At 34.5% G+C, this 21,504-nt stretch carries 16 protein-coding genes; 4 read left to right on the top strand and 12 right to left on the bottom strand.

From position 1 onward, the window contains the following. Positions 1-147: 147 nt before the first annotated feature. Positions 148-3,081: a phage tail-like protein gene (locus AC1Q7L_RS03705; RefSeq protein ID WP_492305382.1), complete on the top strand. Its 2,934-nt coding sequence runs from the start codon at positions 148-150 to the stop codon at positions 3,079-3,081. A 405-nt stretch (positions 3,082-3,486) separates the two neighbouring features. On the opposite strand, the gene AC1Q7L_RS03700 is transcribed toward AC1Q7L_RS03705, so the two are convergent. Further along, positions 3,487-4,251, bottom strand: a complete 765-nt coding sequence (locus AC1Q7L_RS03700) for an alpha/beta hydrolase (protein WP_492305383.1) — start codon at positions 4,249-4,251, stop codon at positions 3,487-3,489. 241 nt (positions 4,252-4,492) lie between these two features. Here AC1Q7L_RS03700 and AC1Q7L_RS03695 point away from each other — a divergent pair, with 241 nt between their 5' ends. Beyond that, positions 4,493-5,128 carry an NAD(P)-dependent oxidoreductase gene (locus AC1Q7L_RS03695; RefSeq protein WP_492305384.1) on the top strand — a complete coding sequence of 212 codons (636 nt, stop codon included), beginning with the start codon at positions 4,493-4,495 and terminating at the stop codon, positions 5,126-5,128. Positions 5,129-5,309: 181 nt separating this feature from the next. On the opposite strand, the gene uvrA is transcribed toward AC1Q7L_RS03695, so the two are convergent. Then, complete coding sequence (gene uvrA / locus AC1Q7L_RS03690) at positions 5,310-8,099, bottom strand: excinuclease ABC subunit UvrA (RefSeq protein WP_492305385.1); 2,790 nt, start codon at positions 8,097-8,099, stop codon at positions 5,310-5,312. Positions 8,100-8,582: 483 nt separating this feature from the next. Here uvrA and AC1Q7L_RS03685 point away from each other — a divergent pair, with 483 nt between their 5' ends. Then, entirely contained in the window at positions 8,583-10,394 is a 1,812-nt protein-coding gene (locus tag AC1Q7L_RS03685) for a TonB-dependent receptor plug domain-containing protein (protein ID WP_492305386.1), read from the top strand. A gap of 75 nt (positions 10,395-10,469) precedes the next feature. Next, on the top strand, positions 10,470-11,186 hold the full coding sequence (locus AC1Q7L_RS03680; RefSeq protein WP_492305387.1) for a DUF2490 domain-containing protein: 717 nt from the start codon (positions 10,470-10,472) through the stop codon (positions 11,184-11,186). Between the two features lie 74 nt (positions 11,187-11,260). On the opposite strand, the gene AC1Q7L_RS03675 is transcribed toward AC1Q7L_RS03680, so the two are convergent. The 10 genes from AC1Q7L_RS03675 to AC1Q7L_RS03630 all read right to left on the bottom strand — a co-directional run bounded on the left by AC1Q7L_RS03675 (position 11,261) and on the right by AC1Q7L_RS03630 (position 21,500). Beyond that, a complete protein-coding gene (locus tag AC1Q7L_RS03675) occupies positions 11,261-11,707 on the bottom strand; it encodes a phosphohydrolase (protein ID WP_410690385.1) in 447 nt (148 codons plus the stop codon). Between the two features lie 79 nt (positions 11,708-11,786). Next, positions 11,787-12,119 carry a YegP family protein gene (locus AC1Q7L_RS03670; protein WP_492305388.1) on the bottom strand — a complete coding sequence of 111 codons (333 nt, stop codon included), beginning with the start codon at positions 12,117-12,119 and terminating at the stop codon, positions 11,787-11,789. 123 nt (positions 12,120-12,242) lie between these two features. Then, on the bottom strand, positions 12,243-14,021 hold the full coding sequence (locus tag AC1Q7L_RS03665) for an acyl-CoA dehydrogenase FadE (RefSeq protein ID WP_492305389.1): 1,779 nt from the start codon (positions 14,019-14,021) through the stop codon (positions 12,243-12,245). A 28-nt stretch (positions 14,022-14,049) separates the two neighbouring features. After that, positions 14,050-14,436, bottom strand: coding sequence for a hypothetical protein (locus tag AC1Q7L_RS03660; RefSeq protein WP_492305390.1), 387 nt, complete (start codon positions 14,434-14,436; stop codon positions 14,050-14,052). 162 nt (positions 14,437-14,598) lie between these two features. Then, positions 14,599-15,780 carry an acetyl-CoA C-acyltransferase gene (locus AC1Q7L_RS03655; RefSeq protein ID WP_410690389.1) on the bottom strand — a complete coding sequence of 394 codons (1,182 nt, stop codon included), beginning with the start codon at positions 15,778-15,780 and terminating at the stop codon, positions 14,599-14,601. A gap of 23 nt (positions 15,781-15,803) precedes the next feature. After that, positions 15,804-18,197, bottom strand: a complete 2,394-nt coding sequence (locus AC1Q7L_RS03650; protein ID WP_492305391.1) for a 3-hydroxyacyl-CoA dehydrogenase/enoyl-CoA hydratase family protein — start codon at positions 18,195-18,197, stop codon at positions 15,804-15,806. 21 nt (positions 18,198-18,218) lie between these two features. Beyond that, the gene (locus tag AC1Q7L_RS03645) at positions 18,219-18,668 is read right to left on the bottom strand and encodes a MarR family winged helix-turn-helix transcriptional regulator (protein ID WP_054509975.1); all 450 of its coding nucleotides are present in this window, start codon (positions 18,666-18,668) and stop codon (positions 18,219-18,221) included. 165 nt (positions 18,669-18,833) lie between these two features. Next, positions 18,834-19,757: an ABC transporter ATP-binding protein gene (locus tag AC1Q7L_RS03640; RefSeq protein WP_492305392.1), complete on the bottom strand. Its 924-nt coding sequence runs from the start codon at positions 19,755-19,757 to the stop codon at positions 18,834-18,836. Positions 19,758-19,940: 183 nt separating this feature from the next. Next, positions 19,941-20,912: a FecCD family ABC transporter permease gene (locus AC1Q7L_RS03635; RefSeq protein WP_492305393.1), complete on the bottom strand. Its 972-nt coding sequence runs from the start codon at positions 20,910-20,912 to the stop codon at positions 19,941-19,943. 24 nt (positions 20,913-20,936) lie between these two features. After that, positions 20,937-21,500 (bottom strand): TlpA family protein disulfide reductase, encoded by a 564-nt coding sequence (locus tag AC1Q7L_RS03630; RefSeq protein ID WP_410690393.1) that lies wholly within the window; start codon positions 21,498-21,500, stop codon positions 20,937-20,939. Between the last annotated feature and the right edge of the window lie 4 nt (positions 21,501-21,504).

The following is a 21,504-nucleotide window of genomic DNA, read 5'->3' as shown; positions in this document are numbered from 1 at the left end:
ATTGCAGTAGTTATAATCCGGCTATTTCGGGGCTAAATTTGCAAAGTAATTGATCAACTACAATCCGCAATCAGACTAGTCATTTGGGATACGATTCTAAGAACACACTCAACAAAAAAAAATTAAAATTCACTTAAAAGGAAAGGAATGAAAAAAAACATGATCGCTTTACTAGCGTTGACCACATCATCACTAGTTTTTAGTCAAGTAGGTATTAATACCCCGACACCAACTTCAACAATGGATATTTCCGCCAAAAATGCAACAGGAAAATCCAATAATATAGATGGTCTATTAATTCCCCGAATAGACAGAGAGAGAGCACAGAGTATGACCGGCATACCGGTTTCCAATCTAGTTTACATAAACAATTTTGCTTCAGGAACACAAACAGGGCAAGCAATAAATATCGATGAAAATGGATATTATTATTTTGATGGCTCTGTATGGATGAAATTGAATTCCGGAGGGAGAAATATTAATCTCTATAATTCAGACGGAATTCTTTCCGATAACAGAACCGTTGCCCAAAATGATAAAGTACTTGCTTTCACAGGAAATAGCGTTGATGCTTTTTCTGTAGACGGCACTACATTTTCTGTAGATGCAAGAAATAACAGAGTAGGATTTGGTACTAAAACACCACAGTCTCTATTTGAAATTGTAGCTGATAATAAAGGAAGTAATGCTGAAAATAATTTTTATTTTAAAGGATATGGAAGCTCAAAAGAACCTGCGCTTATTTTAGCTTCGGCTAATGGTACAGCAGCAATTCCTTCTAATTTAGCAAATGGAGATAATATTGGTTCAATTTATTTTAGTCCGAGGTCGAATGACATTTTTAATGTTGCCACTGGTTCTGCCATTAATTCTTATTATCGTGGAGATGGTAGTTCATTACTTACAGACCTTATATTTAAAACGTCAAATGCTGAAAGAATGCGAATTGACCCCAACGGAAATATAGGTATTGGAACAAATGTACCAGCAAATAAGCTTGATATTCGCTCTGCTACAGAAGGTGCTTTGAAAATTGTTGACGGAAGTCAGGGTGAAAACAAAGTCTTAACTTCAGATGCTAATGGTGTAGCTACCTGGAAGAATATACCGGCATTCGGTTCTACAAATATTTACAACTCAAACGGGACGCTTACAGGAAACCGTGTTGTAAATCAAGATGGTAATACATTAGCCTTTAATTCTACATCAGCAAACGGCTTCTCTGTGGGGGGCAATAATTTTTCTGTAGATGGTACCAACAACAGAGTGGGAATAGGCACCGTAAACCCGGCTTCCAAATTACATGTTGACGGCGGTGAATCCCGTTTCAGTTCAGGTACTTCTGTGTGGGCATTATCTCCGAGTTTAGGGGGAACAACAAGTGCCTCAAACTCTTTTGAGATTATAGATCGTGTAAAAAGTATCAGAAGAATGATATTTAATGATAATGGTGATGTAACATTAGGAGGCTCAATCAGTGCAAATTCTGCTGCCGGAGTAGTATCGGTAAGATCAGGAAATAGTGTTGGTATTAATACAGGTGCCCCAAAATCTACTGTAGATATTGTAGGAAATACATTAGGTATCAGAAGACAGCTTGATTCTGGAAGTTGGGATAATATGTGGTTAGATGTAAGTAATACATCTGCTCCGTCAATCAATGCTGCAGGAGCAGAAAGAGGATTACAATTTAAAGTTGGAGCTAATGCTTCCGGGACTTATGGAGATGCTGGCCAAGTTATAACAACTGTAGCTACAATGACACCTACAGGAAATGTAGGTATAGGTACGGAAACACCTGCTGCCACTGCAATATTAGATCTTAATTCTACAAACAAAGGTTTTCTTCCTCCAAGGATGACAACTGCACAGAGAGATGCTCTAAATCCTAAACCTGCAGGTTTGATGATTTATAATACCGATCTGAACTGTATGCAATACTGGAATACAAGCCAATGGAAAGGTGACTGTTCCGGCACAACTATTCCAGGAACTGTTTTAAGTTTAACCTGTGCATCAGCTACGAATACTGGTAATTTAGCCAACGGAACAGCTGCTTCAGGGGTAACTTCAACTATTCCTTACACGGGAGGAAATGGCGGCTCCCATGGAGGTCAGGCAGTCTCTTCAACAGGAGTAACCGGATTAACAGCCACATTATCGGCAGGAAGTTTTGTTAATGGTAATGGTACGCTTACCTATGCCATCACAGGAATTCCTTCAGGAATTGGGACAGCTAGTTTTGCAATTAATATAGGAGGTAAAACATGTACTTTAACACGCCCTGTAGTTGCAGCAGAAGGAGTTATTTCAACTCTGAATTGTGCAGGTGCCACTCATGCTGGTACTTTAACAGGAGGAACGGCAGCTTCAGGAGTAACATCTACAATTTCTTATACAGGAGGAAACGCAGGTTCACATTCAGGACAAACAGTAACTTCAACAGGTGTTACCGGGTTGACAGCAACTTTATCAGCAGGTAACTTTGCCAACGGTAACGGAACTGTTATGTATACGATTACAGGAACTCCTTCATCTGCCGGAACGGCTAATTTCGCCATCAATATTGGCGGAAAAATATGTACACTTACAAGAAATGTGAATGCACCGGTCGGTTCTGTTTCAGGAATAAACTGTGCAGGAGCTATTACTACGGGTACATTATTAGCAGGAAGTTCAGCATCAGGAGTAGCATCTACGATATCTTATACAGGAGGAAACGGTGGTTCTCATGCTGGGCAGACAGTACTTTCTACAGGAGTTGCAGGATTAACCGCTACTGTAACAGGTGGAAGCTTTGCAAACGGAAACGGTACACTTACCTATACAATTACAGGAACTCCTACTTCGGCAGGACCTGCAAATTTTGCCATCAATATTGGTGGAAAAACATGTACGCTTTCTGTACCGGTAGAAATCACATCATATGTTTGTAAAACTGAGGGTACTTTTATTGATCCTAATAATCCTCAAAACTATTACTTGTGTATAAGACAAAATGGTATAATGTATTATTATGTATTCACTTGTCCTCAAGGATCATTGTTTGATAATGTTTCAAAAACATGTGTCATTCAATAGGAACAGTAAAATAGAAAAGCTTAACTGCAAATTTAGTTTTTGACAAATAATTTCATTAGTGTTTGTGTTGAAGAATGCAGGGACGAATAATTCCCAAGTCCCTGTTATTCTTTTTTATTTTTTAATTTAAATATTCAACATAAAAGAATCCGCTCTTTAGAAGCGGATTCAGTAGATAAATACATCTCATTTTTTTAATTAGACAACAATAAAAAAGCACAGCCGACAATGCTGTGCTTAAATTTTTATTTCAAATTTAATTGCAATTCCAAAGCTGAAAAAGGCAAAAAAAGAATTCATTTCAGTTTTATTACATAGTAAATTTAGCTATTATTTTAATACGAAGTGTAAATTTAATGTTAAAATTCACAAGTTATCAACAATTTTTTGTGGATAACTTGTTTGTTAGTTTTCATTAAGATACTTTATAATTAAATCTGATAATGTTTGCTTGTCTTCGTCACTTCCTTTATCGTCCATTTTTCCATGGTTGATATCGGTAGGTTGTACTGTAATATGGTATTTTTCCTGTTCTTCTTTTGTAGGCAAAACGCCTTCGTCAGCAGGATAATCATTAGAACGCAACGTATAAACTTTTGGAGTTGAAGTCCTGGGAAGATACATTCTTCTGTTATCCATCGTAATGATTTTATAGATCAGATCCGGATGTTTATTGGCGAATAAAGCAGTCATATCACCTCCGTTGGAGTGGCCAATTAAGGTTATATGTTGATAATCCAGTTCGGGTTTAGACTTCTTTAATTCATTCAAAACAAATAAAATATTACTGGCACCCCTTTCCCAGAAAGGCATTCTTACGATTTGTGGCTTCCCATCTGTCGGAATTAATTCATCGGTTGGTAATTCATGCTGAATACTAACGACAAAATATCCGGAATAAGCCAGTTTTTCGGTCAGATAAGAATAAACAAAATAGTCGCCGCCTTTGTTGGCTCCATAACCATGACTGAAAATTACAACCTGTTGATTTTTAATTCCTTTTTCAGGATGATAAAAAGCAACAGGAATTTTACGATTTCTATTTTTATCAAACATCGTCAAAGTATCTAGCTTTATTTCGTAATTCGAGAATGAATGTGTGGTCTTTTTTGTAGAACAGTTCAATAAAAATAAGCTTAATAACAGAAAGGAGATGGCTTTATATTTCATGATTAAGTTAAAAGATTATATAAATCAAAGATAAAACTTTGTGCATCACAAAAAAAGGTCTAATTTTATTCCATTAATATCTCTTTATAAATATTACCATTTATTCAAGTGCAATTTCTTTTGCCTTGAAACTTTAAGGTTCAAATTTTCTGAACCCAAATAATCTATTACATTAAAATCAAAAGGTGAAAGCATATTGCTTTTTTACGGCTTGTTATTTACCACAAATAAAGAGATCATTATGAAAACAAATAAAATTGCCGTTATTGGCGGAACAGGAAAATCCGGAAAATATCTTGTTCAAAATCTTTTGGAAAAAGGATATCCCATCAAATTATTACTTCGAACTCCTGAAAATTTCACCTTAGAAAATCCTTTAATTGAAATCGTAAAAGGTGATGCAAGAGATTTTGATACGGTTGACCGTCTTATCAAAGATTGCAGTGCTGTGATCAGCAAAATTGGACAGCCGGTAGGAGAGAAGTCAATATTCACTGATGCTACAAAAAATGTGATACAGTCGATGAATTCACACGGAATCACAAGATATATCGCCATCACAGGTTTGAATGTTGACACTCCTTTTGATCATAAAAATGACAGGGTAAAAATGGCAACAAACTGGATGTATGAAAACTATCCAAAAACAACAAAAGACAAACAGGACGAATACGAAATTCTCGTAAATTCTAATGTAGACTGGACGTTGGTAAGACTTCCATTAATCATCCCGACTTCTGAGAGTTTCCCTGTAGAAACAAGTTTAGAAGATTGTAAAGGAGAAAAAATCAGTGCTACAGATTTATCTGAATTTCTGGTTTCTCAGATCGAGGATACAACTTTTATTAAACAGAGTCCGTTTTTGTATAATATTTAATTTTTTAAATACAAATTTCACTAATACTTTCACAAATAACACAATTTTAAAGCTTTGAGAAAATGATTTTTATTTTTAAAACGCAATAATCAATTCGTGAATATTAGTGAAAAATATTTGTGCCATTAGTGTTTAAGCCAAAAAAAATAGAGCGTCAATTCGACGCTCTATTTAATATTTACTACTCCAGCTTTTCTTTAATATACTTTGCTGTATGAGATTTTTTATTTTTTGCCAATTCTTCCGGTGTTCCTGTGAAAACTACTTCACCACCGTATTTTCCGGCTTCCGGACCGATATCGATAATATGATCGGCTGATTTTATAATGTCGGGTTGATGTTCAATAACAATCACAGAATGTCCAAGATCAATCAACGCTTGCAGGGATTTCAATAATTTTTGAATATCATGGAAATGCAGACCTGTTGAAGGCTCATCAAAAATAAATAAAGTCTTGTCTGTTGTAACGCCTTTCACAAGGAAAGAAGCCAATTTCACACGCTGCGCTTCACCTCCGGAAAGAGTAGAAGAGCTTTGTCCCAGCTGCAGATATCCCAAACCAACTTCCTGTAAAGGTCTTAATTTGGTGACGATTTTTTCTTCTTTATTTTCTTTGAAAAATTCTAACGATTCATCAACCGTCATGTGAAGAATATCGGAAATGTTTTTCTCATCGAATCTCACTTCCAGAATTTCGTTTTTGAAACGGGTTCCTTTACAAACTTCACATTCAAGTTCAATATCTGCCATGAACTGCATCGAAACATTGATCACACCTTCACCTTTACATTCGTCACATCTTCCTCCATCGACGTTGAAAGAGAAATGCTTAGGCTTGTAACCCATCATTTTTGATACTTTTTGTTTAGCAAAAAGATCTCTGATATCGTCATATGCCTTCAAATATGTTACTGGATTCGAACGGGATGATTTTCCGATAGGATTTTGATCAATTAATTCAATATTTTTAATCAGCTTTTTCGGAAATTCTACAGAATCGTAATCACCTTTTTTACCGCCCATTCCAAGCTGAATCTGAATGTCATTCGTAAGAATTTCTTTCATCAAAGTAGATTTTCCACTTCCAGAAACTCCTGAAATTACAACCAGACTTTCCAACGGAACGTCAACATCTATATTTTTAAGGTTATTTTGTCTCGCACCTTTTATGTGGATCCATTCTTTTGCTTTTCTACGTTTTGCAGGAACTTCGATTTCTAATCTTCCGGTCAAATATTTAGAAGTAAGCGTGTCAGCATTTTTCAATTGCTTGTAATCTCCTGCAAATACCAATTCACCACCAAGATAACCCGCTTCCGGACCAATATCGATGATATAATCGGCTGCTCTCATCACATCTTCATCATGCTCAACAACGATTACGGTATTTCCAAGGTCACGAAGATTTTTTAAGACTCCAATTAAATTTTCGGTATCTCTTGAGTGTAATCCGATCGATGGCTCATCCAAAATATAAATTGAACCTACCAAAGAACTTCCTAAGCTCGTTGCTAAGTTAATTCTCTGACTTTCACCACCGGAAAGTGTATTTGAAGTTCTATTTATCGTTAAATATCCCAAACCAACTTTTAGTAAAAATTCAATACGGGTTGTAATTTCGTATAATAATCTTTTCGCGACTTCTTTATCGTGATCAGACAGTTTAAAGCTTTCAATTAGCGGGAAAAGTTCATCCAAAGGAAGCTCGATAACGGATTGAATATTGTGCCCGTCAATCTTTACCCAGCTCGTTTCTTCACGCAACCTCAGACCTTCACAAGTCGGACAAAGCGTTTTTCCTCTGTAACGGGAAAGCATCACACGATACTGAATTTTATATAAATTTTCCTCAAGCATTTTGAAGAAATTATTAAGCGATGGAAAACTGCTGCTTCCGTCACCTTTCCAAAGGTAATTTTTCTGTTCTTTTGATAATTGATGATAAGGCTTATGAATAGGGAAGTCCTTTGCTTTTTTAATGAAATCTTTCTTCCATTCGCTCATGGTTTCACCTTTCCAGGAAGCTACTGTATCTTCAAAAATGGATAATGCCTTATTTGGAATTACTAAATCTTCATCAATTCCAATCACTTTTCCGTAACCTTCACAAGTCGGACAAGCTCCGTAAGGATTATTAAAACTGAAAAAATGAACGTTTGGTTCAAGAAATTCCATTCCATCCAATTCGAATTTGTTGGAGAATTCTTTTACGCTTTCTGTTTCAATATTTTTAAGGGCACAATGACCTCTGCCTTCGTAAAAAGCCATTTGGATAGAATCTGCCAGTCTTTGAAGGAAACTTTCATCTTCTTCGTAAGAAAAACGGTCGATCACCAAATTGATGGCCATCCCTTTTTCTGGAACGAAACCAAAACTTTCCAGATCTTCAATTCCGGCAACGTTTCCGTTGATCTCCAGTCTCGTAAAACCTGCAACTTTTAAGATATTCAATGTGTCATTAAAGTTTGCAACGTCATATTCCAACGGGGCGATTAATAAGAAAGAAGTATCTTTTTTGGATGATTTAATAAAATCCACCACATCCGTCACCGAATCTTTTTTCACTTCTTCACCGGAAACCGGAGAAAATGTTTTCCCGATTCTTGCGAATAAAAGTTTCATATAATCGTAGATCTCCGTAGAAGTTCCTACTGTAGAACGCGGATTTGAAGAAATTACTTTCTGCTGAATGGCGATGGATGGAGCCAAACCTTTAATATCATCAACTTTTGGTTTTTCTAATTTACCCAAAAACTGACGTGCGTAAGAGCTCAAACTCTCGACATATCTTCTTTGCCCTTCAGCATAGATCGTGTCGAAAGCCAAAGATGATTTTCCGCTTCCGGAGACTCCCGTAATAACAATAAGTTTGTTTTTCGGGATTAATACATCTATATGTTTCAGGTTGTTAAGGTGTGCGTTTTTAACAAAAACCTGTTTTTTTATATCTATTTCTGTTGTTGAAGCCATAGTAAATTTAAGACTAACAAAATTACGAATTTTAAACGGAAAATTTTACCAAGAAATGTTTCATTATCATTCAAAGAATCTATTTAAACATAATGCTGATTTTTAGGGCTAAAATACTTTACAAATTGAGGAGGAAAAATTAAACAATCATCAACTAAAAAATAATATTCGTAGCATATCATTGAGTGCTAATGTTAAATTTTGCAGTTTTCATTCTATTTTTTCATTTTAGTATTGTTTTGTATATTAAAATTAATTAAAATTGTATTCATAAATATGTAATATAGAAATGAGAAAATTATTCAGAGATCTAGTTACACATTTAATGAGAAAAAGATAAAATTTACTTCCCAAAAAGTCTAAAGATGCAGTTTTCTGCATCTTTTTTTTATGACAACTATCATTTGCCTGTCTTGATTATCTCTGTTATTTTTGGGCTTGCTAATCTGCAAAAAACTAACTGAAGAATAATTCTGATAAGACATGATTAAAAAAGTAGGAAGTGTTTTTTTTCTTGGAACGATGCTTTTCGCTCAGGCACAGGAAAAAACAACCGATATTGATACCATTGCTGTACAAGGTAAATTTATTTCAACACCATATAAAAGTGCCAACCAAAATATTACCATTATTACAAAAGCGGATATTATAAATTCTCCTGCAAAAAGCATTGACGAAATTCTTCAGCAAATTCCCGGAATGGATATCAGAAGGAGAGGAGCGAACGGTGTACAGAGTGACATCGGTTTCCGTGGAAGCTCTTTTGAACAGGTGCTTTTGCTTCTAAACGGAATCAGAATGAATGACTCCCAGACAGGTCATAATTCTATGAATATTCCTGTAGATCTTGATGATGTTGAAAGAATTGAAGTGATAAAAGGTCCTGCAGCAAGGAGATTTGGACAAAATGCCTATGCCGGAGCCATTAATATCATTACTAAAATAAATCCGGGAAAAAGAGTTAAAATTAGCGCTGAAGGTGGAGATTATGGATCGTATGGTTTAGGATTAAATGCAAGTATTGGAAATGAGAAATTTTCGAATTCAATTCAGGCTAATTCAGCTTCATCTGAAGGATATATGCATAATACGGATTATGAGATCAGAAATGTTTTCTATCAGAGTAGATTGGCTATAAAAGACGGTGATATTAAGTTACAGGCAGGATTTTCGGAGAAAAAATTTGGTGCTAATGGTTTTTATTCGTCTCCGCTGGCAACTGAACAATATGAAGAAGTTCAGGCTTCAGTAGTGAGTTTGGCCCATCAACAATCGTTTGGAAAATTCAGATTAAACTCAAATGTATATTGGAGAAGAGGGCAGGATATGTACCTTTTTAACCGTGAAAAACCTGAAATATACAGAAATATGCACATCGGAAATAATGTGGGCGGTGAAGTAAATTCAAGCTACCAATGGGGATTGGGAACAACAGGTATTGGTATTGAATTAAGGAAAGAGTTTTTGGCAAGTAATAATTTAGGAAACAGAAATCGTTTTGTTTCTCAGGTCTTTTTCGAGCATCATTTTTCTCTATTAGACAAAAAATTAAATATTACACCCGGAGTTTCTTGGGCAAATTATTCCAATGAAGGTAATTTCTTTTATCCTGGATTGGATGTAGGGTATAACTTCGATCCAAACAATAAAATCTACGGAAATATTTCAAAAGTTCACAGAGTTCCGACCTTTACGGATTTGTATTATGTAAGTAAAACGGAGCAAGGAAATGTTAATTTGATACCTGAAAGTGCTGTTTATTCAGAAATTGGATATCAGTTTCAAAATAAAAATATCTTAGCCAAAGTAAGTGGATTTTTAAGGGGAGCCAATAACTCTATCGATTGGGTTAAAGCTTCTTTAAATGATCCGATTTGGTATGCTCAAAATGTTGGAGATACAACTGTAAAAGGAGTAGAGGCAGAACTTAATCATCGAGTTTTAGATTGGTTGAAATACAGTGTTGGATATACTTATTTAGATAATAAATTTAATGCTTCCAATGAATTTGTTTCAAGATATGTTCTGGATAATTTAAAACATCAGTTTATTGCTAAATTAGAAACAAAATTCCTGAAAAATTTCACCAACGAACTCGTTTACAGATACAACGACAGGCTAAATTTAGGCAGCTATAATCTTTTAGATGAAAAATTAAGTTTCGTTAAAAAAGACTTTTCTGTGTACGTTTTAATTAATAATGTTACCAATACCAATTATACAGAAACGTTTGGCGTAGCAATGCCTCAAAGATGGTTCCATATTGGTTTTTCTTACAATATCAATATTAAATAATTGTTAAGTAAGAATGAATTAAAGTTAATATTACGAAATTGTTAATTCAATTACATTTGCAAAAAAAATTTTTAGATGAAACTCTTTTTAAGTCTCAGTTTACTATTAAGTCTAACATTTTTTAAAGCTCAAGAACATGTTTCAAGCTTCAATGCTTTGACGCTGACTTATAAATTTCATCCAAAATTTTTCCTGTATGCGGAAGGTCAGATGAGAAGTATTGAAGACTATACTTATCCTGATTATTACGAAATAAAAGGTGGGCTAGGATATAATCTTACTAAAAATCACAAGCCTTTTGTTGGATTGGGAAGATATGCAACCTATAAAGATCACGCCATCAACAAAGAAGAATTCAGAGTTTGGTTACAGGATGTGATTGACATTAAAAAAGGTGTCGTAAAATTTGAAAACCGTTTTCGTGTTGAGAAATCTTGGTTTCACGAACCTCAAACGGATAAAAATTCCCAGAGAATGCGTTATCGTTATCGTTTGAACGTAAGTGTTCCTTTAAATTCAAAAGAGGTTAAAAAAGGAACGGTTTTCGCGAATGTATACGACGAAATTTTCCTTGTAACACCTATGAAACCTACCTTCGCAAGAAACAGAGTGTATGCGGGAGGTGGTTATCAGATTGACAATAATTTAGGAATTGCAGCAGGATATCTTTGGCAGAGAGAATTTAATGCAGCCTCAAACCAAAATTTCCATTTTGTTTATCTTGCATTAAACATTAATATCGATGGAACAAATCATCCTGTGAAAACGTTTGATTATCCGGGAGCGGATTAAAAATAAATTTCTCTTTTAGCTGAGAATAAAATAAATTCTCCTTATATTCAATAGAATGTAAGGAGTTTTTTATTTTAATATTTATCAATTAAATAATGATAAGCTTTTAAATATTTATTAAATCTTTTGATATCCTTAGGAAGAAGTTCGCGGTTTACTCTGCGAAGATCCATATTATCCCGAAGATCGTTGAGTTTTACAGCTACAGCCAAAGGAGATCTTTCGGTTCTTTTTACAAAATCGTCATATTCTTCATCAGGATCGAATTTCGTAAGACAACTGATCGCGAAAATAATATATTCCGGAAAACCTTGATCTCGTAAATAATCCAAACTGAATTCTACAGGATGGTCTTCAACAACGTCGTGAAGTACGCCTACGATCTTTTCATCCATTGTTTTACCGTACTCCATCACTCGCATGACGTGAGCAATGTAGGGAGCGTGATATTTGTCTGTCTGACCTTTATGTGCCTTATCAGCTATTTTTATTGCTCTGTGAAGCAGTTCGTCTTTTGTCATTGTGTGTAAAGTAGAGTACAAAAATAGAAAATGCCTCAAAATTTGAGACATTTTTTTATTATTATTTTACAGAATATTTTTAATTGGTCTGATCTTCCACAGAAGCGCCTGGTGCATTGCTCTTTACGGATTCAATTCCGTTTTCCATACCGTTTTCGGATTCATACATTTGGCTGGTTCCGATGATCTGTCCGTTTGAAGCTTTTAGATTGAAATAACATCGACCGTCTTTTGCAGTATGTCTTTCAAACATATTATCATCCTGAGAATTTCTTTTCACAGATTCAATTCCATTTTCGCATCCTGATTTTGAGTTATATCCCTGACTAGTCAGAATAACCTGTCCGTTTGCTGCTTTTAAGTTAAATTGATAATCGCCATTTGTTCTTTTAGAAATAATAAATTTTCCCATTGTTTATATTTTTGAATTTGGTTATTTAGTAATTGTTTAATAAAAATAATGAAAATTTATGAAAAAATTAAAAACGTCTCAAAAAATTGAGACGTTTTCAAAATCAAATTTATATATAAAAGACTAATAAGCTCCTTTTTCAATATAATGAGCAGCCACTTTTTCAGTTAATGCCACTACATTTGGACTATTGGTATATTTCGTGAATCTTCTTAAACCAGAAAGCATCATTCTCTGTTCGTCACCTTCGGCAAAAGAAACAATTCCTTCTTTTGCACCGGCAATGATTTTGTCAATTGCTTTGTAAAGATTTAACTGAGCCATTGCAGCTTCTACAGAATCAGCAGAGAAATGTTTTTCAGCTCTTAAAACTGCAGATTCAGCCATATAGATTTGGTTAAGAATTTCAGAAGCATTTAATAATAAATGTTGCTGTTTCTCAATATCCATCATGAATTTTTGAAGAGCAGCTCCTGAAACCATTAAGAAAACTTTCTTAAGATTTGCAATAATTGCTTTTTCTTCGCTCATAAATGCAGAATAATCAGGAACTTCGAATGACGGAATTCCCATCAATTCTTTGCTGATTGCCATTGCAGGAGAAAGTAAATCTAATTCACCTTTCATTGCTCTCTTAATCAACATTCCAACTGCTAGAAGTCTGTTGATTTCGTTGGTTCCTTCATAGATTCTACCGATTCTTGCATCTCTCCATGCAGCTTCCATTGGTGTGTCTTCTGAGAATCCCATTCCACCATAGATTTGGATTCCTTCATCAGCCGTATTTTGAGTAAGATCTGATACGAAAACTTTAAGGATAGAAGCTTCTACTGCGAATTCTTCAACACCTTTTAATTCAGCTTGTTGATGATCCATCCCTCCAGCAACTAATTCTTCAATTTTATCTTCAACATTTTTTGCTAAACGGTAAGAACCAGCTTCACTTACGAAAACGCCAGTTGACATTTCTGCAATTTTCTTTCTGATCGCTCCGAAAGTTGAGATAGAAACGCCAAATTGTTTTCTCTCGTTTGAATATTGGATAGAGTGGTTTAAAATTCTTCTTTGTCCGTCAAGGTTTGCTGCAGCTAATTTAATTCTACCAACATTTAATGCATTCAAAGCGATTTTGAAACCATTGTTTCTTTCACCCAACATATTCTCAACAGGAACTTTCATATCATTGAAGAAAACCTGACGAGTAGAAGACGAACGAATACCTAATTTATGTTCTTCCTCTCCAAAAGTTAAGCTTTCAGGATTTTCAAGCTCTGAACGGTTAATTACAAAACCTGTAATGTTTTTATCATCATCAATTTTAGCAAACAAAGTGAAAGTATCTGCAAAACCTGCATTGGAAATCCACATTTTTTGTCCGTTGATGATGTAATGTTTGCCATCTTCAGACAATTTTGCTCTTGTCTTTCCTGAGTTTGCATCAGAACCAGCATCCGGTTCAGTCAAACAATAAGCTCCGAATTTTGTTCCTGTAGCTAAATCCGGAAGATATTTCTTTTTTAATTCTTCACTTCCGTAAAGAAGAGTAGGCAAAGTACCAATTCCGGTATGTGCTCCATAAGCTGTTGCTAATGAGCCATTTCCTCCTGAAACATAGTCGCAAGCCAACATTGTACTTACGAATCCCATTCCAAGACCGCCGTATTCTTCAGGAACGGTGATTCCTAACAATCCCATTTCTCCTAACTTACGCATTGTTTCTTCAGTCAATGCATAATCTTTTTTCTCAAAACGATCGTGGTGCGGAATAACTTCTCTATCTATAAATTCTTTCGCAGAATCACGAAGCATTTTTTGTTCTTCACTCAGTTCTTCAAGACTAAAAATTTCGTTTGCAGGAATTTCTCTGATAAGGAATTCACCACCTTTTAATATATTTCCCATTTAATACTTATTTTTTTAATTAATTTAATTATTCTAGAACTTCAAACATATCTGGATGTTCTAAAGAATATTTTAGTTTAACTTTTTGATTTAAAATGTACTTCCTATTTTTGTTAAGAAGTTCAAAATTATAAATCTTCTTTGCTACCTTGTAATTTAAATATGCAACAGGCTTTTTACCGTTTCTAATCATTACAGTATCAATTTTATTAATTCTACCTTCTGTAATATTTACGTTGGATGAATTCAAAAATCGATATTTCCTATTTTCTGATAAAAATTTTGAAATTGCGAATATAAAGCACATTAAGCCTATAAGAAATGAATAACAAAATATATTGAGTATTATATATTTAATTTTTTTCAAAGGATATAATAAAAAGCTTCCTGGGTTTTGACCTTCTATCTTTTCCAAAATTGGAAAAAATAATATTATCAGACTAAAACCCAAAGAAAGAAAAATAAGTATAAAAAATATTGAATCATTATTATACTTTATATTATATCCAAAGAAATAAATTATAACTATTATCAATAAGATAATAATGCTTGAAATAATCCTCAAAATAATTTCATTTTATAAAAGCTCAAAAATACTAGCCGCTCCTTGACCTGTTCCAACGCACATAGAAACCATTCCGTATTTGTTTCCGCGTTTTCTCATTTCGTCAAGAAGTTGAACCGTTAATTTTGTTCCTGTACATCCAAGTGGGTGACCAAGAGCGATGGCACCTCCGTTTACATTTAAGATATCAGGATTTAAATCTAACTCTTTTTTGATGGCAACAGATTGTGATGCGAATGCTTCATTTAATTCAATTAAATCAATATCTTTTAATTCTAAACCTGCTTGTTTCAAAGCTTTTGGAATAGCATAAATTGGTCCCATTCCCATGATTCTTGGCTCAAGACCTGCAGCTGCATAAGCAACTAATCTTGCTTCTGGCTCCAATCCTAATTCTTTTACCATTTCTTCACTCATTACGATTACGAAAGCTGCTCCGTCACTCATTTGAGAAGAGTTTCCGGCAGTTACACTTCCTCCGTTTTTAAATACTGGTCTTAATTTAGTCAAACCAGCTAGTGAAGTATCTGCTCTTGGACCTTCATCTACGGAAAAATCAAACTTTTTAGTCTGCATTTTCTGGTTTTCATCCAGGAAGTTATATTCAACAGGAATTGAAACAATCTGGTTGGCAAATTTACCTTCCTGATTAGCTTTTAAAGCCTTCATATGAGATTCAAAAGCGAACTGATCCTGTTCCTCTCTAGTAATATTATATTGTTTTGCAACCTCTTCTGCAGTGTAACCCATTCCCCAGTAGTAATCGGGGTTTGTTTTTGCAATTTCAGTTTCAGGAACTGGTTTATAACCACCCATTGGTATGTAAGACATTGATTCTGTACCTCCTGCGATAATACAATCAGCCATTCCTGCCTGAATTTTTGCAGAAGCAATCGCAATCGCCTCACTTCCTGATGCACAATATCTGTTTACGGTAACTCCGGGAACTTTATCTGTATTTAATCCCATTAAAGAGATTAAACGGGCAACGTTTAAGCCTTGTTCAGCTTCCGGCATTGCGTTTCCTACGATAAGGTCATCAATTCTGTTTTTGTCTAATTGCGGAAGTTCAGCCATTAATTTTTCAATAACTGTAGCCGCCATTACGTCAGGACGAGTAAAACGAAGGGAGCCTTTTGGTGCTTTTCCTACCGCTGTTCTAAATCCTTTTACTATGTATGCTTGTTTTGACATTTTAATTCTTAATTATTAGATGATTAATTTCTAAGTGGCTTTCCGTTTTGTAACATGTACTGAATTCTCTCCAATGTTTTTCTTTCACCACAAAGCTGTAAGAAAGTTTCTCTTTCAAGATTCAATAAATATTGTTCAGTTACGATTGTAGGTTCAGAAAGATTTCCACCGACCATTACGTTGGCTAGTTTATCTGCAATTTTCTTGTCGTGCGCAGAGATGAAGTTTCCTGTCAACATTTGGTCAGTTCCAACATAGAACATTCCCAATGCATCTTTACCAAGAACTTTTACTTTCTGCTCGATTGGTTGAGTATAGCCATGTTCAGCTAAACTTATTGCCAACATTTTTGCTGTTTTTATTTGCGTTCTTTTATCAACCGCCACAATATCTTTTCCTTTTTCAAGAATTCCCATATCGTAAGCTTCATAAGCAGAAGTTGCTACTTTACCCATTGCGATATTCATGAAAGCTTCACGAAGTCTGTTGTTTTTAACATCATCGCTGTGGAATTCTCTAGAAGTTCTCAATGTCAACTCTTTTGTTCCACCACCACCAGGAATTACTCCAACTCCGGTTTCAACTAATCCGATGTAAGTTTCTGCTGCTGCGACAACTCTGTCAGCGTGCATGGTCATTTCGCAACCACCACCAAGCGTCATTCCGTGAGGAGCAACAACCACAGGAATAGAAGAGTAACGAACTCTCATCATTGATTTTTGGAAATAAGCAATCGCCATATTCAAATCATCCCAATCCTGTTCGATTGCCATCATTAAAATCATGGCTAAATTGGCTCCAACAGAGAAGTTTGTGCCTTGATTTCCGATAACTAAGCCATCATATTCTTTTTCAGCTAAATCAATTGCTCTGTTTAATCCATCTAAAACTTCACCTCCCAAAGAATTCATTTTAGAACGGATTTCGAAGTTGATAATTCCGTCGCCTAAATCTTCAATCGAAGCTCCCGAATTACTCCAAAGCGTTTTGTTTTTTCTGATATTATCTAAAATAATGAAAGAATCCTGACCTGGAATTTTGTTGTATTCTCCTGAGTTTTTATCAACGAAAATAGTTTGTCCTTCATCATTAACTTTATAGAAAGTCTCTACATTTTTCACCCAGTCAGAAACTTCATAACCAGCATCTTTAGCCAATTCGATACCTTTTTGAACCCCAACGGCATCCCAGATTTCAAACGGACCGTTTTCCCAACCGAAACCTGCTCTCATGGCATCGTCGATTTTGTAAACTTCATCAGAAATTTCAGGAACTTTGTGCGAAACGTAAGCGAATAATGCACCTAACGATTTTCTATAAAGCTCTCCAGCTTTATCTTTTCCACCAATTAAGACTTTAAATCTGTCAATTGGCTTGTCAATATTTTTAGTTAATTCTAAAGTAGGGAAAGAAGATTTTCCTTGAAGTTCGTATTCTAGTGTATCAAGATTTAATCCGTGAATTTCAGATTTCCCTTCTGCATTTTTCACTTTTTTGTAGAAACCTTGTTCAGTTTTTGAACCTAACCATTTATTATCAACCATTTTCTGGATGTAACCTGGAAGTGCAAAAACATCATTGAAATTGTTAGCTTCAGCGCCGCTGTTACGAACGCCGTTTGCAACCATCACCAACGTATCCAAACCAACTACATCAGCAGTTCTGAACGTTGCAGATTTTGGACGGCCGATTACCGGACCTGTTAATTTATCAACTTCAGAAACAGTTAAACCTAATTTTTGAACATTGTGAAGCAAATCCATCATTGAGAAAACCCCGATTCTGTTCGCAATAAATGCAGGAGTATCTTTTGCTAAAACGGTTGTCTTTCCTAAAAATTTTGCTCCATAATTCATATAGAAATCAATGATTTCCGGAGCTGTATCAGTTGTTGGAATAATCTCTAAAAGAGGGAGATATCTTACAGGGTTAAAGAAGTGTGTTCCTGCAAAATAATGTTTGAAATCATCACTTCTTCCTTCCACCAACATATTGATTGGAATTCCGGAAGTATTTGAAGAAACTAAAGTTCCGGCTTTTCTGAACTGTTCGATTTTTTCGTAAACTGATTTTTTAATGTCTAGTCTTTCAACAACAACTTCAATAATCCAGTCTGTATTTTTTATTTTTGGTAAATCATCATCAAAATTTCCAACCTTGATTCTGTCTGCGAATTTTGGAGAATAGAGTAGAGCCGGACTTGCTTTTTTCAGTTTTTCAAAGTTTTCAGAAGCGATTCTGTTTCGTACCGCTTTGTCATCTTTGGTCAAACCTTTTTTCTGTTCTGCTTCAGTTAATTCAAAAGGAACGATATCCAAAAGCGAAACCTCTACGCCAATATTAGCGAAGTGAGCCGCAATACCGCTTCCCATAATTCCTGAACCAAGAACCGTTACGTGTTTGATTCTTCTTTTCATTTGATTTATTGATTTGTTATGTTATTTTTTATTATTTAAATCGATCGCAATTTTCATTATCTCAACCATGACTTCTTTGAAAGTATCTAACTTTTCGGGAGCAATTTTTTCCATCACTCTTTTGTTGAAGTTAACGACAACCTCTTTAGACATGTTTCTGGAATTCAAACCTTTGTCTGTAAGTTTGATGATTACTTCTCGCTTGTCTGTAGTTGTTTTTTCTTTATAGATATATCCGTTGTCTTCAAGAAGTTTGATAATCCTTGTTAGTGAAGTCGGTTCGATAGCCATTTTAGGACCTAAATTCGTACTTCTAGTCCCTTCTTTTGGATCAATTTTAAGAAGAGTAAGCGCCTGAACAGCTGTGGAATCGTGTTCCTGAGCAAGATCTGTGTACATTTTAGAAACAGCCAACCAAGTCTGCTTTAAAATTAGATCTACATTTTCTATTTTATCTTTATTGTTGTCCATCATGTTTGTGGAAATGGTTTAATTCAAATGTAGTAAATATTATGCATGCATAGTATTTATTAACGTTAAATTTTGTTAATAACCTGACAGTTAGATGATTAAATTGTATGATTAGCATAATACTATGCATGCATAGTATATGAAGTTAATAAAGAAAAACGTGTATTAGTAAATGGTTTTCACTAAATTAACTATTTCTTCGAAGGATTCGCATTGTTGTTTCATTGAATCATTGGAAATAACCCAAAAGTTGTTTTGAAACTCAAAATTTAGAGAAGAGAGGTCTTTTTGGAAGTTTTTTTGAAGTAAAGAATACAACATTTCTTTATAAAAATCGGATGCGATGATTTTTGGAGACACAAAATTTTCATTAACCTGAAATAAAGAAGCGTTTGTTAACTCGTCATGTTGAAGCAAAAGATCTTCAACAATTCCGGAGTATAAATGGCTATCTTTTACGTACCATATTTTATCTGCAAACTCTTTAGCCAATCGCCAGTCGTGGGAAGAAAAAAGGATCAGTTTATTTTGTTCTTTGGCTAATTTCCTAAGCGTTTTTAAGATGATAATTTTATTTTTTTCATCTAAATGCGTTGTCGGTTCATCAAGAATAATGATAGGAGAGTTTTGTGTTAAAGCGCGACCAATAAAAGCTTTTTGAAGATTTCCGTCTGAAAGATTTCTCAATAAACTATGTTTATATTGATCTAAATCTAATGCTGTAATAATCTCCGAAACTTCTTCTCTATCTTCTTTTTTAAGCTCAAAATAAAAAGGATAGTAAATATATTTCCCTAGTGAAATAAGGTCTTCAACCGTATAATTCTGCGGAATAATCGACTTTGAAAATACAACCGCGATATTTTCTGCAATTTCTTTAACGGAAAGATTCTTTATATTTTTATTATTGATAGAAATTTCTCCGCTTAATAAAGGATTTTGATGGAGAATAGATTTGATTAAAGTTGTTTTTCCGACACCGTTGTTACCAATCAATAAGCATACATCTCCTAAATTCAAATGGGCAGAAGCATTTGAGATTAAGGTTTTGTTATAGCCGATGTTTGCTTGGTTGATTTGTAGGTGCATTTTGATTTAATTTTTGTTTCCCACGGATTTCACAGATTTACACAGATTTCTTTTCTTGCAGATTTTATTTACTTTTAGTTTGTCATGCTGGAAGCATCTCTAAAAAGAGAGTTTAGATTCCTACGGAATGACAATTATAACGTATTATTTTAAATTGACAATTGACTCGTTCACAATTCACTTTTATACTTTATTCTGCTTCAAAAGCATCATCAATATCACAGGAATCCCAAATATAGAGCTTATTACATTTATTGGAACTTGCGTTTTCTCAGCAATAATTGAAAATACTAACATCATCAACATTCCCAAAAACATATTTAAAATCCATTGCTGCCAAAGTTTTGCGGGATTATAAACCAATCTGCAAAAGTGAGGAACAATGATTCCTATAAATAAAATAGGTCCCAAAAACGCTGTAATAGAAGCCGAAAGTAGGGAAGAAGCTATGATGATTAATAATTTTAATCGATTCAAATTCACTCCTAAACTTTGTGCATATGAAGTTCCTAAAGAATTTCCAATGAGAGGTTTTATGGTTTTAAAACAGATAAATAATCCTATCAAAACTAAAATTGACAAAAGATAAATCTGATTTCTCGTCACCATATTATTAGCTCCAAAAGACCATAAAATATAGTTTTTCAGGCTTTGATTTTCAGCATAAAATTGAAGCAGTGAAACGATCGCTCCGGCAAATGCGGAAACCAAAAATCCAAAAATAATTAAGTAAGATTTATCCTGAAATTTATTCGACATTGACAATAAAACCAGCATCAAAAGTAAACTTCCACCAATGGCAGACAAGCTCAGAAAGCTGTTTTGAAGAAATTCCGGAAGGAGAATATTGTATGAGAAAAAAATATAAAATGCAACAGATAAACTGGCGACAGAGGTTATACCTAAAATATCAGGTCCGGCTAATGGATTTTGAAAATATTCCTGCATTAAAAAACCGGAAGTCGGAATTGAAATTCCTGCCAAAAGCATCACTAAAACTCTGTTAACACGAATTTCTGCAATTTGATTATTCTCAGAACTCATGAAAAAATCCTGAACATTGAGACTTAAAAATCCTGTGTTCAGATTAATGATCGCTGTAATAATAATGGCGATTAAAAACAGTAAACACAGGATTTTAAATTTATTTGACATCATTCAGAAAGAATTCTGTAAGATTTATTTTAGAAAAGATTTTATTTTAGAATCTAATAGCTCAGGAGTTATCATTCCCAAGTATTCATCGGTCTTATCACCCTTTCTCATAAAGGTAAAAGGAATGGCTCCTCCGTCCCATTTTGTAAAGTTGCTTTTGAAAAAGTTGGCATCAAGAAGTTTTCCGTCAAGCAATAGCGTGTTCTCACTAATGCCCTGTTCGTTTACAAAACGAGGAACATCTGTATTCCAAACATCTTTATTATCAACGCTTACAAATGTAATTTTTACAGGTTTTCCTTTTAATTCCGTAATTTTTTCTTTAAAATGTGGAATTTCTCTTACACAAGGTCCGCACCAGGTTGCAAAGAAATTGGTTACATATAAAGTGTCATTTTTAGTTTTTAAAAAGTCGGAAGCCTGTTGTGTAGTCAAAACTTTTAATGCTAAAGCAGGAGAAGCAGGTTCTGGATTTTGTGAAACAGTAACCGAATCTTCGGTAACAACATTTTCATCAGTTTTCTGGCTTTCTTTTTTACAGCTTGAAAGTGCAACTAGAACAAGCGTGGATAAAATTATCTTCCTCATAAAT

It is taken from the genome of Chryseobacterium sp. GW823-FHT05E08, assembly GCF_058795655.1.
This window is presented reverse-complemented; position numbering and strand designations above follow the sequence as displayed.

Bases quoted from the DNA above. Each gene is read 5' to 3' on its own strand.
- uvrA (WP_492305385.1), bottom strand. From the start codon at position 8,099: ATGGCTTCAACAACAGAAATAGATATAAAAAAACAGGTTTTTGTTAAA.
- AC1Q7L_RS03630 (WP_410690393.1), bottom strand. From the start codon at position 21,500: ATGAGGAAGATAATTTTATCCACGCTTGTTCTAGTTGCACTTTCAAGC.
- AC1Q7L_RS03665 (WP_492305389.1), bottom strand. From the start codon at position 14,021: ATGGGAAATATATTAAAAGGTGGTGAATTCCTTATCAGAGAAATTCCT.
- AC1Q7L_RS03645 (WP_054509975.1), bottom strand. From the start codon at position 18,668: ATGGACAACAATAAAGATAAAATAGAAAATGTAGATCTAATTTTAAAG.
- AC1Q7L_RS03675 (WP_410690385.1), bottom strand. From the start codon at position 11,707: ATGACAAAAGACGAACTGCTTCACAGAGCAATAAAAATAGCTGATAAG.
- AC1Q7L_RS03680 (WP_492305387.1), top strand. From the start codon at position 10,470: ATGAAACTCTTTTTAAGTCTCAGTTTACTATTAAGTCTAACATTTTTT.
- AC1Q7L_RS03640 (WP_492305392.1), bottom strand. From the start codon at position 19,757: ATGCACCTACAAATCAACCAAGCAAACATCGGCTATAACAAAACCTTA.
- AC1Q7L_RS03655 (WP_410690389.1), bottom strand. From the start codon at position 15,780: ATGTCAAAACAAGCATACATAGTAAAAGGATTTAGAACAGCGGTAGGA.
- AC1Q7L_RS03700 (WP_492305383.1), bottom strand. From the start codon at position 4,251: ATGAAATATAAAGCCATCTCCTTTCTGTTATTAAGCTTATTTTTATTG.
- AC1Q7L_RS03635 (WP_492305393.1), bottom strand. From the start codon at position 20,912: ATGTCAAATAAATTTAAAATCCTGTGTTTACTGTTTTTAATCGCCATT.
- AC1Q7L_RS03705 (WP_492305382.1), top strand. From the start codon at position 148: ATGAAAAAAAACATGATCGCTTTACTAGCGTTGACCACATCATCACTA.
- AC1Q7L_RS03650 (WP_492305391.1), bottom strand. From the start codon at position 18,197: ATGAAAAGAAGAATCAAACACGTAACGGTTCTTGGTTCAGGAATTATG.
- AC1Q7L_RS03685 (WP_492305386.1), top strand. From the start codon at position 8,583: ATGATTAAAAAAGTAGGAAGTGTTTTTTTTCTTGGAACGATGCTTTTC.
- AC1Q7L_RS03670 (WP_492305388.1), bottom strand. From the start codon at position 12,119: ATGGGAAAATTTATTATTTCTAAAAGAACAAATGGCGATTATCAATTT.
- AC1Q7L_RS03695 (WP_492305384.1), top strand. From the start codon at position 4,493: ATGAAAACAAATAAAATTGCCGTTATTGGCGGAACAGGAAAATCCGGA.